Source organism: Psychrobacillus sp. 05T411 (assembly GCF_056396485.1).
In genome coordinates, this window is sequence record NZ_JBFTLO010000009.1 from 63,487 (window position 1) to 77,907 (window position 14,421).

14 protein-coding genes are annotated in these 14,421 nt (G+C 39.1%); 6 read left to right on the forward strand and 8 right to left on the reverse strand.

Annotation, left to right across the window (positions count from 1 at the left end; translation table 11 throughout):
• Window position 1: 1 nt before the first annotated feature.
• The 5 genes from AC1DFT_RS09585 to AC1DFT_RS09605 form a co-directional block, all read right to left on the reverse strand.
• Window positions 2-1,165 carry a thiolase domain-containing protein gene (locus AC1DFT_RS09585; protein WP_477918967.1) on the reverse strand — a complete coding sequence of 388 codons (1,164 nt, stop codon included), beginning with the start codon at window positions 1,163-1,165 and terminating at the stop codon, window positions 2-4.
• Between the two features lie 50 nt (window positions 1,166-1,215).
• The gene (locus AC1DFT_RS09590) at window positions 1,216-2,211 is read right to left on the reverse strand and encodes a phosphotriesterase family protein (RefSeq protein WP_477918968.1); all 996 of its coding nucleotides are present in this window, start codon (window positions 2,209-2,211) and stop codon (window positions 1,216-1,218) included.
• Window positions 2,212-2,254: 43 nt separating this feature from the next.
• Entirely contained in the window at window positions 2,255-3,316 is a 1,062-nt protein-coding gene (locus AC1DFT_RS09595; protein WP_477918969.1) for a phosphotriesterase family protein, read from the reverse strand.
• Window positions 3,317-3,634: 318 nt separating this feature from the next.
• Window positions 3,635-3,988, reverse strand: a complete 354-nt coding sequence (locus tag AC1DFT_RS09600; protein WP_477918970.1) for a GIY-YIG nuclease family protein — start codon at window positions 3,986-3,988, stop codon at window positions 3,635-3,637.
• Between the two features lie 17 nt (window positions 3,989-4,005).
• Window positions 4,006-4,761: a DUF2087 domain-containing protein gene (locus AC1DFT_RS09605; protein WP_477918971.1), complete on the reverse strand. Its 756-nt coding sequence runs from the start codon at window positions 4,759-4,761 to the stop codon at window positions 4,006-4,008.
• A gap of 165 nt (window positions 4,762-4,926) precedes the next feature.
• Here AC1DFT_RS09605 and AC1DFT_RS09610 point away from each other — a divergent pair, with 165 nt between their 5' ends.
• The 4 genes from AC1DFT_RS09610 to AC1DFT_RS09625 all read left to right on the forward strand — a co-directional run bounded on the left by AC1DFT_RS09610 (window position 4,927) and on the right by AC1DFT_RS09625 (window position 9,519).
• Window positions 4,927-6,624 (forward strand): M3 family oligoendopeptidase, encoded by a 1,698-nt coding sequence (locus tag AC1DFT_RS09610; protein ID WP_477918972.1) that lies wholly within the window; start codon window positions 4,927-4,929, stop codon window positions 6,622-6,624.
• A 25-nt stretch (window positions 6,625-6,649) separates the two neighbouring features.
• Window positions 6,650-7,078 carry an RDD family protein gene (locus tag AC1DFT_RS09615; protein WP_477918973.1) on the forward strand — a complete coding sequence of 143 codons (429 nt, stop codon included), beginning with the start codon at window positions 6,650-6,652 and terminating at the stop codon, window positions 7,076-7,078.
• Window positions 7,079-7,296: 218 nt separating this feature from the next.
• The gene (gene pepT, locus AC1DFT_RS09620) at window positions 7,297-8,523 is read left to right on the forward strand and encodes a peptidase T (protein ID WP_477918974.1); all 1,227 of its coding nucleotides are present in this window, start codon (window positions 7,297-7,299) and stop codon (window positions 8,521-8,523) included.
• A 12-nt stretch (window positions 8,524-8,535) separates the two neighbouring features.
• Complete coding sequence (locus AC1DFT_RS09625; RefSeq protein WP_477918975.1) at window positions 8,536-9,519, forward strand: DMT family transporter; 984 nt, start codon at window positions 8,536-8,538, stop codon at window positions 9,517-9,519.
• A gap of 24 nt (window positions 9,520-9,543) precedes the next feature.
• On the opposite strand, the gene AC1DFT_RS09630 is transcribed toward AC1DFT_RS09625, so the two are convergent.
• A complete protein-coding gene (locus AC1DFT_RS09630; protein WP_477918976.1) occupies window positions 9,544-9,882 on the reverse strand; it encodes a DUF6054 family protein in 339 nt (112 codons plus the stop codon).
• Window positions 9,883-10,203: 321 nt separating this feature from the next.
• Entirely contained in the window at window positions 10,204-11,403 is a 1,200-nt protein-coding gene (locus AC1DFT_RS09635) for an NAD(P)-dependent malic enzyme (RefSeq protein WP_477918977.1), read from the reverse strand.
• Between the two features lie 1,129 nt (window positions 11,404-12,532).
• On the opposite strand from AC1DFT_RS09635, the gene AC1DFT_RS09640 reads away from it, so the two are divergent.
• Window positions 12,533-13,225 (forward strand): hypothetical protein, encoded by a 693-nt coding sequence (locus tag AC1DFT_RS09640; protein ID WP_477918978.1) that lies wholly within the window; start codon window positions 12,533-12,535, stop codon window positions 13,223-13,225.
• A gap of 78 nt (window positions 13,226-13,303) precedes the next feature.
• Window positions 13,304-13,612 (forward strand): DUF3243 family protein, encoded by a 309-nt coding sequence (locus AC1DFT_RS09645; protein WP_477919053.1) that lies wholly within the window; start codon window positions 13,304-13,306, stop codon window positions 13,610-13,612.
• A 238-nt stretch (window positions 13,613-13,850) separates the two neighbouring features.
• Here AC1DFT_RS09645 and AC1DFT_RS09650 read toward each other — a convergent pair whose 3' ends face one another.
• Complete coding sequence (locus AC1DFT_RS09650) at window positions 13,851-14,390, reverse strand: biotin transporter BioY (RefSeq protein ID WP_477918979.1); 540 nt, start codon at window positions 14,388-14,390, stop codon at window positions 13,851-13,853.
• Window positions 14,391-14,421 lie beyond the last annotated feature (31 nt).

The following is a 14,421-nucleotide window of genomic DNA, read 5'->3' on the forward strand; positions in this document are numbered from 1 at the left end:
TCTACACCCTCTCCAAGATAAGTGTCGCACTACCGTGACGACTTGCTAGCCCCCCACCAGTACCATGAGCCAATGCAATGTCACAATCTTTCACCTGTACTTCAGGTTGCGCCTCTCCACGTAACTGACGAACAGCTTCGATTACTTTAATGATGCCACCTCGGCTTGCTGGGTGATTATTATTTAAACCACCACCATCCGTATTAATTGGAAGCTTGCCAACACCTGAAATTAGGTTCCCATCCGCAACAAACTTACCACCTTCACCTTTCTTACAAAAACCTAAATCCTCGAGTTGCATCAACACCGTAATGGTGAAGCTATCATAGATGGAAGCATATTTAATATCTTGAGGCGTTACCCCCGCTTCTTCAAAAGCTCTAGGTCCTGACCAGATTGCTCCCGTATATGTAAGATCTACTTTGCCACCTAATAGTCCTTTAGGTGCTTCACCACTACCCATTACTCGGACAAGTGGTCGTTTTAGACTTTTTGCTATCTCAGCTTTCACCACAACTAATGCACCACCACCATCACTAACAACACAGCAATCTAATCGGTGTAATGGATCTGCAATTAGAGGAGATGCCAGTACGTCTTCAACAGTCACTAAATCGCGTAGAATTGCGTTTGAATTGTATTGGGCATGATGAGAAGCAGCAACTTTAACCCATGCTAACTGTTCACTCGTCGTACCAAATTCATGCATATGACGCATTGTAGCCATTGCATACTCATTCACTGCAGTCGGACCATAAGGAAGTTCAAATGGTGTATCTGGAACATTCGCACCAACAATCTTTTGTTTGACACCACTTCTACCTTCTGAGCGTGGACGGCCTGCCATTGTGATCAATGCTACATTACATTTGCCTGCTGCAATGGCCTGCGCTGCATGTGAAACGTGTGCGATGTACGATGACCCACCCAATTCCGTAGAATCGACATAGCGAACATTAAGCCCTAGGTAATCGACCATAGTTAAGGCACCCCCTGGAGCGTCACCAGCACAAAAGTAACCATCTACATCTGCAAACGATAGCCCCGCATCTTCCAAAGCACCTTTAGCACATTCTGCATGTAAGGCTGCAACAGACTTGTTTTCAGCCTTACGCGTTGGGTGTTCGTATGCACCAGCAATATAAGCTATCCCTTTAACACTCATTTTGCTTAACCCCTTTTTCGTAGACTTCTAGATTAAAAATCTACTTTATTTTATTCAGATATTGCCACTGCTTCTCGAACACCAACTAAACGAGGCTCTTTCATCGTTAAAATTTTGGCAGGAGTATGAATTAAGAGCTGCTCAAATACTTCTTCACCCACGCCAGCTTTACGAAGATCTGGTATGAATTCCTCGAATAAATAATTGACCGAATGCCCTTTCAATCCAGGCCACCCTAACGCACAGCAGTTGGCATCTGCTGAAATAACTGCACGATCTAAAAATCCTTTATCAAGGAAACGAAGGAAATGGTCTACACGGTCTTGGCGGGGTCTTGACCAATAAGGTGCACCCTCTACCTCACTGTCATAGCCAATCGTGTCAAAACCTACATAACCACCTAGCTCTGCAATGTTTGAATCACGAGCTTCATCAAGATACCCTCCGTCATCTGCATGCCCGAAAAGAATACGATCAAGTGATAGACCCTCTTCTTTGAAAATATCAATTGCAGTCTCAGCGTCTACACATAGATGTGTAATGATTGGGGCACCAGTTTTTAATGCCGCACGTGCAGCGGCGCGATAAATACGTTTATCTAACTCATTTAGTTTTCCACCACGACTAACTCCTACTTTTATAGCACCCGCTTTCGCATCTGTACCATCAATACCTACCGTTATTTCATGAACAAGTAAATCGGTAAGATATTCAACTGATTTGTTACGGAAGTATGGTAAAGCTGAGTCAGCTGCTACAAATCCTGTAACTGCGACAATATGAACCCCCGTTCTGCGGGACAGTACTTGGAAATATTCGATATCGCGACCATTCCCAATCCCTGTACAGTCAACAAACGTTTTTCCTCCATGCTCACGAAAGCGGCGTAATTTTTGGAGTGTTACTTCGAATGCCTCTTCAGGTTTTTTCCACCATTGTGTATCTAAGTCACACCCCGGTAAACCAAATCCAATATGCTCGTGCATTGCTACGATTCCCAAATCTTCCGTTGGGATTGGACCTAAAACAGTATTAATTTTCCCCATGTTTATCACTCCTTATTTTAAAATTACTCTTTATCTGTTCTTCTTAATTAGTGACAGGTTGATATAATTTATCCCATTCATAGTTCCATCCAGAAATCTTTTGCTCTGCTGAAGGATCCATTGTTAATACTTTTTGTGGATTTTCCTGAAGTAAAGTACGAATTTGTTCTTCTGTTACTCCCGCTTTACGAAGTTGCGGTACGAATGATGTTAATAAGTGATCTACACCAAGCTCTTTTGCTTCATGACCTTTAGCCACACCAACCGTATTACTAGAGATTAATATCCGTTCACCATATCCTACTGCAAATAATTCAGCGACCAACCTAGCACGTTCTATATCACTTATATAGCCTTCATTGGATGACCAACCAACATGGTCAATCGCGACATATGCTCCACGTTCAGCAATTTCGAAAACTACTCTACTTTCTACCGCATCTAAACTATCAAGACCTCCGATAATGACACGATTCGGAGCGATACCCTCACTTAATAAAACCTCTAAATCGTTTACAGCATCAGCACCATATTGTACCGATACTGGTATGCCAGTTGAAAGCGCCGTCAATGCAGAGCCTTGGAACAGACTAGTTTCTACTTGTGTTCTCCCTGTTCTAGAAGCGATTGATGTTACTAGTCCTGCTGAACTCGAACGTTCAACACGTGGTATAACAATTCCTTCCGTCACTTCTTTTGTAAAAAGGCCAGAAAACTGTTCAGCTGACCAAGGGGTAGGTGGGGTTTTTTGAGGTGTCATAAAATAACCACCTAGCATTGGCTCAGGTCCTAATCCAGTTGATGCAATGATATGTACACCTGTAGTTTTTGAAAGCGTTCTATAAAGCTCGACATCTCGACCGTGGAACATACCGCTACGATCAACAATCGTATTCCCCCCAAGTCGGCGGTAATCCATTAGTTGACGTTTTAATATCTCAAAAATTTCACTCTTATCCATGTTAATCTCAGGTGCATACTCTGCCCCAGGCATTACAGAAAGAAGTGTCTCGTGGATAAGTACAACACCAAGTTCGTTTGTTGGGACCGGTCCAAGAACTGTACGAACAACCCCTGAATTATTTTCTTGTATATTATCTAGCATAGTTAAAACCTCCTATCATTTTAATAGCCCTTTATTTTAGAACCTTATCCTTTGGGTGTAATCGCTTTCTTTTCAAATAAACGCTGCGATGTAATGTCTAAGCTGATAATGACATATTATAATATTGTTATACCAAAGTCAATTATTTTTCCGACTCTTTAGAATTAGGTGAAAAATAAGTATTTTTTACAATTCCTTTCATAGTTTGATGGAAAAGACAATTAATTCTGTTAATATAAAAGTTTACTAGGGAATAGAAATACGCAACAAACATAGATTGCCCATGTTTGTTGCGTATAGTAATCACCAAGCTTATTATTAATCTTTTTTCGTATGATACCCTTTCTCCCCATAAGGCTGCAATTTCTCCACCCACTGGTCTAACAGTTTTTCTAGTTCTTTCTTTTCATTCATAAATTGATTTTCTGAAATTTTTAATACTTCCACTTGCTCCACTTCAAATGCGTCTTTTCCATATTCGTTCCATTCTTTTTGTAACGCTTTGTTTGTATGCATACCATTTTCAAGTGTGAATTTCGTGCCGTTAAGTGTTTTAAAATTGCGAGTTGATGCAACGAGCTTTTTGCCATTTTCTTTATTTGTAATTGTATAAACGCCGCTTTCTATCTTTACTTCTTTATATGCTTGTTTCAGTTCTTTTTTTCGTTCCATTTTATTCATCCTTTATGTTAATTTTTTACCCAGTATTCACTACCGTCGTCTTTGCGATCTAAAAATCCATATTCGATTAAATAACGTCTTAAAGTTACGAAGTCTGCATATACATTTTTGAGTACTTCGTTTATTTCTTTTTCGCTATACACTTTCTCTTGTTCGAACCGTTTAATGATAACGCGTAGTGTTGCCAGTTTTTGCTTTTCTTTTTTCGGGAATTTTACTAGTGGACCATCTGTACCTTCTAGGAAAAATTTCTTTTCCACTTCCTCCTGCTCTTCTTCCGTCATATTGTATCTGTCATCTACCATTGTCGCATTTTTATGAACGGGTAAAAACGCTGGTGCATGGTCGTCTTTTTCCTTTAATAATTCCATCATCGTTAAGAAAATTTTCGCTTGGCGCTCCTTTTCTTTTAGGACAAAGCGATGATTTCTTATAGTAGAACTGCTACCTATATTTAATTCGGCTTGAATTTCTGTATCACTTTTCCCTTCATAAAATAATCGAAGTAAGCTATTTTGGTGATCCGTTAACCCTGTTAACTTTTTATTCATACCGATTAAGTAATGAAACATGGAACCATGCACCTGTTCGATATGTAACTTCATAAATCGTTCCGATTCCAATAAAACCTCTTGATATGGATAAATAATACCCTTCTCTACTTTTTCGCCGCACACTAAACAAATAAAAGCATCTTTTTCCTCCACATATCCCACTTTTAACTGTTCTAAGTCAGCGTTCCAAAATAAATCTGAAATCTCCATTACACAAACACAACCATTCATTGTTTATTAATTTATAAACATAATATAATATTATCTATGAAACATCAAGTCGCAAATATATAGTTGCAATCTATCAGAAAATAATGAACAATGGAAAGGAAAACGTTTCGGATTTCGAAGAAGCGACAGAGGAGGAGAATATCATTGGTAACATTTAAAGATTACGAATACAAACGTCCAAATTTGGAAGAAGACAAAGTAAAGTTTAACGAAGCTTTAACAAAATTTAATCAGGCTTCTACTATGGAAGAGCAAAGTACAGCAATTGAGGAACTCAACAAGTTGCGCAATGACTTTTCAACGCAAGCTAACTTGGTGTACATTCGGGCATCGATTGATACAAACGATGATTATTATCAAAAAGAACGGGATTATTTTGATGAGATCAGCCCTGAAGTAGATGAACTTGTTACGGAATACTATAAAGCGCTTGTAGCCTCCCCATTCCGTGAAGAGCTAGAAAATAAATGGGGTAGTCAGTTATTTGATCTGGCCGATTTTCAAATTAAAGCATTTTCTTCTGAAGTTATTTCGCTTATGCAGAAGGAAAACAAACTAGCTTCCGATTATTCTAAGTTAGTAGCTTCAGCTCAAGTAGAATTTAACGGAGAAACTTTAACACTTGCACAGCTTGGACCTTACTCCGAATCGACGGACCGAGATGTACGCAAGAAAGCTACAGAAGCAAGATTCGGTTTCTTCCAAGAACATGAGGAAAAGTTTGATGATATTTACGATCAACTCGTAAAAGTTCGCCATGAGATTGCGACGAAATTAGGCTATAAAAACTTTGTGGAACTTGGATACGTACGTATGAATCGTATCGACTACAATGCAGAAATGGTGAAAAAGTTCCGTGATCAAGTGCGTGATTATATCGTTCCTTTAGCAAGTAAACTATATGAACGCCAAGCAAAACGAATTGGTGTTGATCAATTGAAGTTTTACGATGAATCACTGAATTTCTTAACAGGAAATGCTACACCTCAAGGTTCAGCCGAGTGGATCGTAGAAAATGGGAAGAAAATGTATGATGAGCTTTCACCTGAAACAGCTGAGTTTTTCCAATTTATGATTGATCGTGACTTGATGGATTTAGTTGCAAAGAAAGGAAAAGAATCTGGAGGGTATTGTACGTTTATCGATGACTACGAGTCTCCGTTCATCTTCTCCAACTTTAATGGAACTTCCGGTGATATCGACGTGTTAACACATGAAGCTGGTCACGCTTTCCAAGTATATACGAGCCGCAATATTGGAATTCCAGAATACATTTGGCCAACATATGAGTCTTGTGAAATTCACTCGATGAGTATGGAATTTTTCACATGGCCTTGGATGGAATTATTCTTTAAAGAGCAAACAGATAAATATAAATTTGCACATTTAAGCAGTGGACTTCTATTCTTGCCTTACGGAGTTGCGGTAGATGAATTCCAGCATGCTGTGTATGAAAATCCGGAAATGACTCCGGCTGAGCGAAAAGCTGCTTGGAAGAAAATTGAGGAAATTTATTTGCCACACCGCGATTATGATGGCAATAGTTATTTAGAAGCGGGTGCTTTCTGGCAACGTCAAGGACATATTTACGCTAGTCCGTTTTATTATATTGATTACACATTAGCACAAATTTGTGCCTTCCAATTTTGGAAACGTTCTAGAGAAGATCATGAAGCTGCATGGAAAGATTATCTGCACCTATGTCAATTAGGCGGTTCGAAATCTTTTACTAAATTAGTAGAAGAAGCGAATTTAATCTCCCCATTTGAGGAAGGCTGCGTGGAATCGGTTGTTGGCACAATTGAAACGTATTTAAATAGTGTGGATGACTCTGCATTATAAAAATTGATTAAGGGAGTTGTAAGTTTTGAATCCAGCTGGTTTTTGGGCTCGGTTTGCTGCAAATCTTTTAGATGGTCTAATTATCGGGTTACCTTTATCTTTTATTAGCTATCTGCTTTTTGGAAGTTGGGATGAAACTCCGATCACAAGTTTGGGAAATGTGTTATATACATTACTTGTTCCAGTTTTGTGGTATGGATATACGATAGGAAAGAAAGTGTTGGGCATCCGGATTGCCAAAGTAGATGGATCCAAACTTGGTTTCGGAACGATGCTTTTGCGCGTAGTTGTCGGAGGTCTCATATATGCATTCACGTTTGGAATTGCACTAATTGTCAGCGCATTTATGGTAGCAATCCGTGAAGATAAACGCGCAATTCATGATTTCATCGCCGGAACATATGTAACGTACGACCCACCGGAAAATATAGTAGAAGAAAAAGAACAGATTTGAAGCAAGGACTACCGAAAAGATAAACTTTCGGTAGCCTTTTTGTGTGGGATTCGGGTTTAGTCGGAAAAACCAGTCCCTTAGTCAGAATTGTAATTTACTGGATGAATTATTACAGGTGCCAGGCACCTGTAATACCTGGCACCAGTAACAATTCCGTAATTCGAAAGAATCTGTTAAAATTAGTGTATGCTTTTTAATTTGAAAGGGGATTTCATCACATGAAAGAAACATTAATCGAGCGTTTAACTCGTTATGCAAAAATAGACACGCAGTCCGATGCAGCAAGTACGACTTGCCCTTCAACAGAAGGTCAATGGGATTTGCTACATCTATTAGAGAAAGAGCTTGCAGAGATTGGTTTAGAAGAAATTACTTTAGATGAAAATGGTTATTTATTTGCTACGCTGCCTTCTAATACAGATAAAGATATACCAACAATTGGATTTTTAGCACATGTAGATACGGCAACCGATTATACTGGGAAAAATGTGAACCCGCAACGTATTGATAACTATGATGGGAAAGATATTTCCTTAAATGCATCGACTGTAATGGCTGTGAAAGATTTCCCTGAGCTTAAAAACTATGTCGGCCACACACTCCTTACTACTGATGGCACTACGCTATTAGGTGCCGATGATAAAGCCGGTATTGCAATCATTATGACGGCAATGGAATACTTCGTACAAAACCCAGATGTAAAACACGGAAAAATTCGTGTGGCATTTAATCCGGATGAAGAAATCGGTCGTGGACCACATAAATTTGACGTGGAAAAATTCGGTGCGAAATTTGCTTATACAATGGATGGCGGTCCGCTTGGTGAATTGCAATACGAAAGCTTCAACGCTGCGGGTGCACATGTTGTAACAAATGGTACAAGTGTGCATCCTGGTTCTGCAAAAGACAAAATGGTGAACTCGATTACAATCGCAACAAAGTTCCAATCGCATATGCCAGTAGATGCTGTTCCTGAAAAAACGGAAGGCTACGAAGGATTTATCCACTTAATGAATTTCAATGGCGACGTGGAAAAAGCAGAACTTAGCTATATTATCCGCGATCATGATCGTGAAAAATTTGAAGCGAAAAAGCAATTGTTCCTAGATACTGCGGAAAAAATCAAAGCAGAATACGGAGAAGGTGCTATTTCCGTTCAACTAGAAGACCAATACTACAATATGGGTGAAAAAATTACGCCTGTAAAGGAAATTGTAGATGTAGCAAGAGATGTGATGGTTGCACAAAATATCGAACCACTTATTATTCCAGTTCGTGGCGGTACAGATGGTTCTCAGCTTTCTTACATGGGGATGCCGACTCCTAACATATTTACTGGTGGCGAAAACTATCATGGCAAATATGAATACGTTTCGGTAGACGTTATGGAAAAATCTACAGAAGTTGTCAAAGGGATTATTCAAGCTTTTGAAGAACAAGCATAAGTAGGTGAATTCATGCGGGAAATACTACTAGGGGTTCTTGCCTCATTGTTTTTTGCGGTAACATTCATTCTTAATCGTTCGATGGAAGTATCCGGAGGAAGCTGGCTTTGGAGCTCTTCCCTCCGCTTCTTTTTCATGCTACCTTTTCTATTTATCATTGTTTCTTATCGAAAAGGGTTAGCCAATATGTTTCATGAACTAAGATTTGCTCATGCTCCGTGGCTTATATGGAGTTTTGTAGGTTTTGTCTTGTTTTACGCACCACTTACATTTGCAGCCGCATATGGACCAGGCTGGCTAATCTCAGGTATGTGGCAATTTACCATTGTTGCCGGCGTATTACTTGCACCATTTTTTTCAGTAAAAATAAAAGATCGCACTATTAAACAAAAAATTCCAGTCATTTCTCTATTAATCTCATTGGTCATTTTAATAGGCATTATTCTTATTCAAATTCCAAATACAAATTCTCTTTCAATGAGTGCTGTTTTTCTAGGGATATTACCTGTAATAGTAGCTGCATTTGCCTATCCACTAGGCAACCGGAAAATGATGGAGCATTTAGATGGTAAACTGGATACATTTCAACGCGTGCTTGGGATGACAATTGCCTCGCTTCCTGCTTGGATTATTCTAGTAGTGTTTGCCCTATTTACAGTTGGGCTTCCTTCTATGAGTCAAGTCGTACAATCATTAATAGTGGCAGTTAGTTCTGGCGTTATCGCCACTACGCTGTTTTTCATGGCAACGGATCGTGTGCGAAATCACCAAGGAAAGCTTGCCGCTGTAGAAGCAACTCAATCGACGGAAATACTATTTGTTATTGCCGGAGAAATGATTATTCTCCATATTCCATTGCCTACACCAATCGCTTTAATCGGACTTGGCATTATTATTTTAGGAATGTTTTTACACAGCTATTATACGAAGGTTTTAAATACGAGGGCGGCAGTATTAACTTCAAAAGATACAAAAAAAGTACACGGTTATGAATGATCTTCTTCATAACCGTGTACTTTTTTATACCACATATCCTTCAAGTGCTTTTTCTACACTATTTACAAAATCGTCCCCTGCCCCCCAGTCAAAGCGAAAAATAGCACCTGACCCTGCTCCTGATGAAGCGGCATGTACTTTTGTTTTGTCTTCTAAATTATCAATCGTAATAGTCAGTGAAGCCCGATTGCTTGTACGCATATAATACTTCTCTAGTACGCATACCACCACTTGCTGGTCGCCTACTACTCGCTCGTACACATCTATAATCGTGCCTGTAATACTCCCTTGCACAATATGTTGTTGCAAAATATCTAGCGCAGCTTTCGGTGTCAACGAAACGTAAAAGTCGCGTATATCCATTCGAATCCCCCATTTCCTCTTATACTTATTTTTACGTTTGAAAGAGAAAATAGTTTCTAAGAATAGAAGGAAACAAAAAATGTTCCGTAGAGACTTTTTCTCTAGGAACATTCTTTATTTTACGCTTCTTCAAACATTGATGCTTTACTTACTGCCTTAGTAATGGCGCCTACAACCTATTTATTAAACGAATTTGGAATAAAATAATGCTCCTCAATAAGTGATACAATTTCACGTACTGCTACTAGTTATTTTATTCGCAAAAATAACGAATATTGTTATTTTTATAAAATATTTTCCATTTTTGTAACAAAAAATTTCTTATGATTCTTTTAACGCTGGTTGATATAAAGTCGAAACTCCTGTTTGAATAGCTGCTTCACTTACCGCTTTCGCAACGGCATCTACAACCTGTTCATTAAATGCATCTGGAATAATATAATTCTCTCTAATTTCATGCTCCTCGATTAGAGAGGCAATCGCATGAACTGCTGCAAGTTTCATTTCTTCATTGATATCAGTTGCTCTTACATCAAGTGCCCCTCTAAAAATACCAGGGAATGCTAGCACATTATTTACTTGGTTTGGATGATCAGAGCGACCAGTTGCAATAACCCTTACTCCCCATTCTTTTGCCAAGTCATAAGATACTTCCGGATTTGGATTCGCCAAGGCAAAAATGATTGGGTCATTATTCATCGAATCAATCATATCTTTCGTTAAAAGATTGGCTACAGAAACGCCAATAAATACGTCTGCACCTTCCATTGCATCTTGTAAATTCCCTTTTAATCCAAATGGATTTGTTGTACTAGCGATGGACTCCTTAACGGAATTCATGCCTTCTTCGCGTCCTTCATAAATAATTCCTGTAGAATCGCACATAATAATATTCGTATACCCTAATTGCTGTAGGATGCGTAAAATAGCCATTCCTGCAGCACCTGCGCCATTAATCACTACTTTTAGTGCTGGTATGTGCTTATTCACGAGCTTCACTGCATTTTGAAGCCCAGCTCCTACTACTATTGCCGTTCCATGCTGGTCATCGTGAAAAACTGGGATATTTAGCTCTGCGCGAAGACGATCTTCTATTTCGAAGCAACGTGGTGCAGAAATATCTTCTAAATTTATCGCACCAAATGTTGGGCTTATGGCTTTTACAATTTGAACAATTTCATCAACATTTTTAGTATCTAGACAAATTGGAAAGGCATCAACATTCGCAAATCTTTTCAAAAGAATTGCTTTTCCTTCCATAACCGGTAAAGAAGCTTCCGGCCCAATATCCCCTAGCCCTAAAACAGCTGTGCCATCAGTTACAACCCCGACTAAATTGCCTTTTGCGGTGTATTCATAAATAGCGGAGGGGTCATTTTTTATTTCTATACAAGGTTCTGCTACCCCTGGGGAATAGGCTAAACTTAAATCCTCCATACTACCCATTGGGACCTTAGCTACTAACTCTAGCTTTCCTCTACTCTCTCGGTGCAAGTTCAACGCACGTGTTCTCAAATCCATCTTCTCACTCACCTATCCTTTAGATTTTCAAAATGCTCCCCTTTTATAATGAAAACCGGATACGCACATCCGATTAACTCTATATTCTGAAAATTATAGAGGGTGTATATTTTAAAGTCAACGCTAAAGTCTTAGTGAAGTTCTTCACATATATTTTCCTATGTTTATATTTATATGTAAAATTATTCAAAAATAATTATCTTTAATAAAAAATTATTTTATTTATGGGATGTTCGCAAGAAAGGGATAATGTGTCTTAGTGAAGTAACCACTAGCCTTCGCGCTTGCCGCACCTTGCATGAGCCAACTCGTGTTGCATACGAGTGGGCCTCATGACTGCGGCTCATGCGGCTTAGGCAGCGCTACGGCAACAATATCCACTCAATTTATTCGGAGAAGATTGTTCAATAAAAACTACGTCAAATTCCTGGTCGTCTCAATTCAAGAAAACTTTCTATTTTAAGAATTGGTTGCTTTCATCAGCAATTTAGTTGCTTTCATGCTGATTTGATTGCTCTCGGAATAGAATTGGTTGCTTTCAATGACCGAATGGTTGCCCTAAGCCATTTACTGGATAAAAATATTCGAAAAACCAGTATAAAACTCTGTTTTTAGCTAGTCGATACTTAATAAGTCAGCAATTTCCATTGATTTTCGCTGCAGGCGTCGACTCCTACCGGAGGCCAACAGGACGTTGGTCACGAAGGCCTTGCCACATGATGTGGCGCTCTTAGCCTTTGTTCCTCTACCAGAGCAAAATGAGACTTCACAACGTCCGCCTAAGCGGCGGTGAAGGCTCATCGCTTACCCCGTGGAAAGCGTCCGCCCTGTAGCGGAAATCCCAGCGGACACTTCATTCAACTCTTTACGATGCTTTTTCCCCACAATGCGCTTTTTAACTTTTTTATTTCTTAAAACAAAAAAATCGGCAACCAGTTTTTGGTTACCGATGCGCATGAATGCACTATCTTAACATTGAGGGGGGTTAAGTGTGCGAGAGCCAGCTACAATTTTGGAGAAAAGTCGCTGGGAAGAATCTTCCTCACTAAGAGTAATTCTTTATATGGTAATGATAATCATTTTCATTTAAAAAGTCAACAGTTTTGATAAAATTCTGTATAATATGTATATGACTACTTTATCGAATGATCAAATCAGACAACTAAATAATTATAGTGTGTATTTGGAACCTGTTGGAACACCGCTATTCCATGCTAAAAACGTAGAAAGCTCACTTTCCATGATTAAGTTAATCTCCGGTGCTCCAACCGATCCTATTGCTGCTTCATTTTTCATGCGAAGAGTTGGTATGTTTATTTCCATGCAGTTTTATATGATGACGATGTATGATGAAATTTGGGATGGACCACTAGAAGATTTATCATTTTTCACAACGGTCGAGTATGGAAATAAAACAATAAGCACATATATACGAGAAAAGCATTTTCGCGAAACGAGAGCAAATCGTGCCGAAGATGTGCAACTTATTTGGGAGCGACAGTGCTATCCCATTATTCAACAATTGCGCGCGACATGCAGCGTCTCCCCTCTTACTCTATGGGAAAACGTCTTTGGCTATTTACTTTGGCATTACTACGTTTTTTTCGATAATGAAGCAATTGCAGACCGGGCAAAACAAGATTGGGCGAGTATGCAAGATGAATCCATTTGGACTGCATTTACTTCTAAATCTTTTTTATCCAATTATTTGAAAGGGAAAAGTCCAGCACAATTGATCAATAGTCCAGTTCGTACGACTTGTTGTTTTTCTAAGGATGTCCCAGGGCTACAAAAATGTGGATTTTGTCCACTTACTTCCTAAAATGAATATGCATGATTGCTCTTTCTCTGGATATAACTATTAATGGTTCTAATGAGAAAGGAGTGTATGTGAATGGCAATGAATATTGATGACCGTCTCGATGCTAAGCTAAGTAGTATTAACGAGGAAGAAAAAGAAGAAATCCTAAAAAATTTCAACACTTTTAAATCGTATTTAGCAAGTAAAGTTGCTGCTGGTGAAAAGCTCGGTTTAAGTGAAGAAGCACTAGCTAAAGCTACAGAAAAAGTAGCAGGTTACCTCGCAAAACATGAAGAACCTCGTAACCGCGAAGAGCATCTGCTACAACAACTGTGGAAAAGTGGAGACAAGGAGCAACAGCACGCTCTTAGTCATATGCTTTTAAACCTTGTGAAAAATGAAGGATAAAATACGAAAAGAGACACAAGGACGCTTTCTGGATAATCCTGATGGCGTACGCACGACAAAAGAAAGCCTCTTTGACATGCACGAAGATATGCAAACAGTAGATCCTATTCCAGTGGAAGAACTCAACATACAAGTGCAAGACGAGGCATTCCACCACCACACCAAAAATCGTTCTTTAAGTGAAGAACGATACCCCTAAACGTCAACAACTTGCCTGACTCCTCTCAGGCAAGTTTTTTTATATTAGTTTTGCCGCAACTAAGCGATTTCTTATAAGAATCCCTATAATCGCAGCTATAATTGCTTTTGCTAAATCCGGTACAATAAAGGGAATCATGCCTCCTTTGAATGCCCCATTCCACGGAAGGTCGGCAGCTACTTTCAACCAAATGGAACCGAGAGTTAAAATGATGATTACGGCAATCATATTCGCGATAATTGCTTGTACTTTTGTATGTCCGAAATTCTCTAAATACCACCCAATAAACAATGTAGCGGGAATAATCGCTACAATATAGCCGCCAGTTGGACCTAATACAATTCCAAATCCACCTTTCATCCCCGCAAACACAGGAATACCAATGACCCCCATCAATACATATACAGCTACAGCAATGCTACCATATTTCGCCCCCAAAATGGTTGCCGTTAACATCACAGCTATCGTCATCAACGTAAATGGAACTGGCGGAATATTAATCATTATTTGTGCCGAAACCGCTATAATTGCAGCGAATAATGCAGCGACAATCATCATTTTTAAATGTTCATTTCTCATATTATTTCCCCCTCTACAAATGAGTTAACTT

Excerpts from the sequence above, each read along its gene's own strand:
- AC1DFT_RS09590 (WP_477918968.1), bottom strand. The coding sequence starts at position 2,211 with ATGGGGAAAATTAATACTGTTTTAGGTCCAATCCCAACGGAAGATTTG.
- AC1DFT_RS09600 (WP_477918970.1), bottom strand. The coding sequence starts at position 3,988 with ATGGAACGAAAAAAAGAACTGAAACAAGCATATAAAGAAGTAAAGATA.
- pepT (WP_477918974.1), top strand. The coding sequence starts at position 7,297 with ATGAAAGAAACATTAATCGAGCGTTTAACTCGTTATGCAAAAATAGAC.
- AC1DFT_RS09630 (WP_477918976.1), bottom strand. The coding sequence starts at position 9,882 with ATGGATATACGCGACTTTTACGTTTCGTTGACACCGAAAGCTGCGCTA.
- AC1DFT_RS09585 (WP_477918967.1), bottom strand. The coding sequence starts at position 1,165 with ATGAGTGTTAAAGGGATAGCTTATATTGCTGGTGCATACGAACACCCA.
- AC1DFT_RS09605 (WP_477918971.1), bottom strand. The coding sequence starts at position 4,761 with ATGGAGATTTCAGATTTATTTTGGAACGCTGACTTAGAACAGTTAAAA.
- AC1DFT_RS09650 (WP_477918979.1), bottom strand. The coding sequence starts at position 14,390 with ATGAGAAATGAACATTTAAAAATGATGATTGTCGCTGCATTATTCGCT.
- AC1DFT_RS09635 (WP_477918977.1), bottom strand. The coding sequence starts at position 11,403 with ATGGATTTGAGAACACGTGCGTTGAACTTGCACCGAGAGAGTAGAGGA.
- AC1DFT_RS09625 (WP_477918975.1), top strand. The coding sequence starts at position 8,536 with ATGCGGGAAATACTACTAGGGGTTCTTGCCTCATTGTTTTTTGCGGTA.
- AC1DFT_RS09645 (WP_477919053.1), top strand. The coding sequence starts at position 13,304 with ATGAATATTGATGACCGTCTCGATGCTAAGCTAAGTAGTATTAACGAG.
- AC1DFT_RS09595 (WP_477918969.1), bottom strand. The coding sequence starts at position 3,316 with ATGCTAGATAATATACAAGAAAATAATTCAGGGGTTGTTCGTACAGTT.
- AC1DFT_RS09640 (WP_477918978.1), top strand. The coding sequence starts at position 12,533 with ATGACTACTTTATCGAATGATCAAATCAGACAACTAAATAATTATAGT.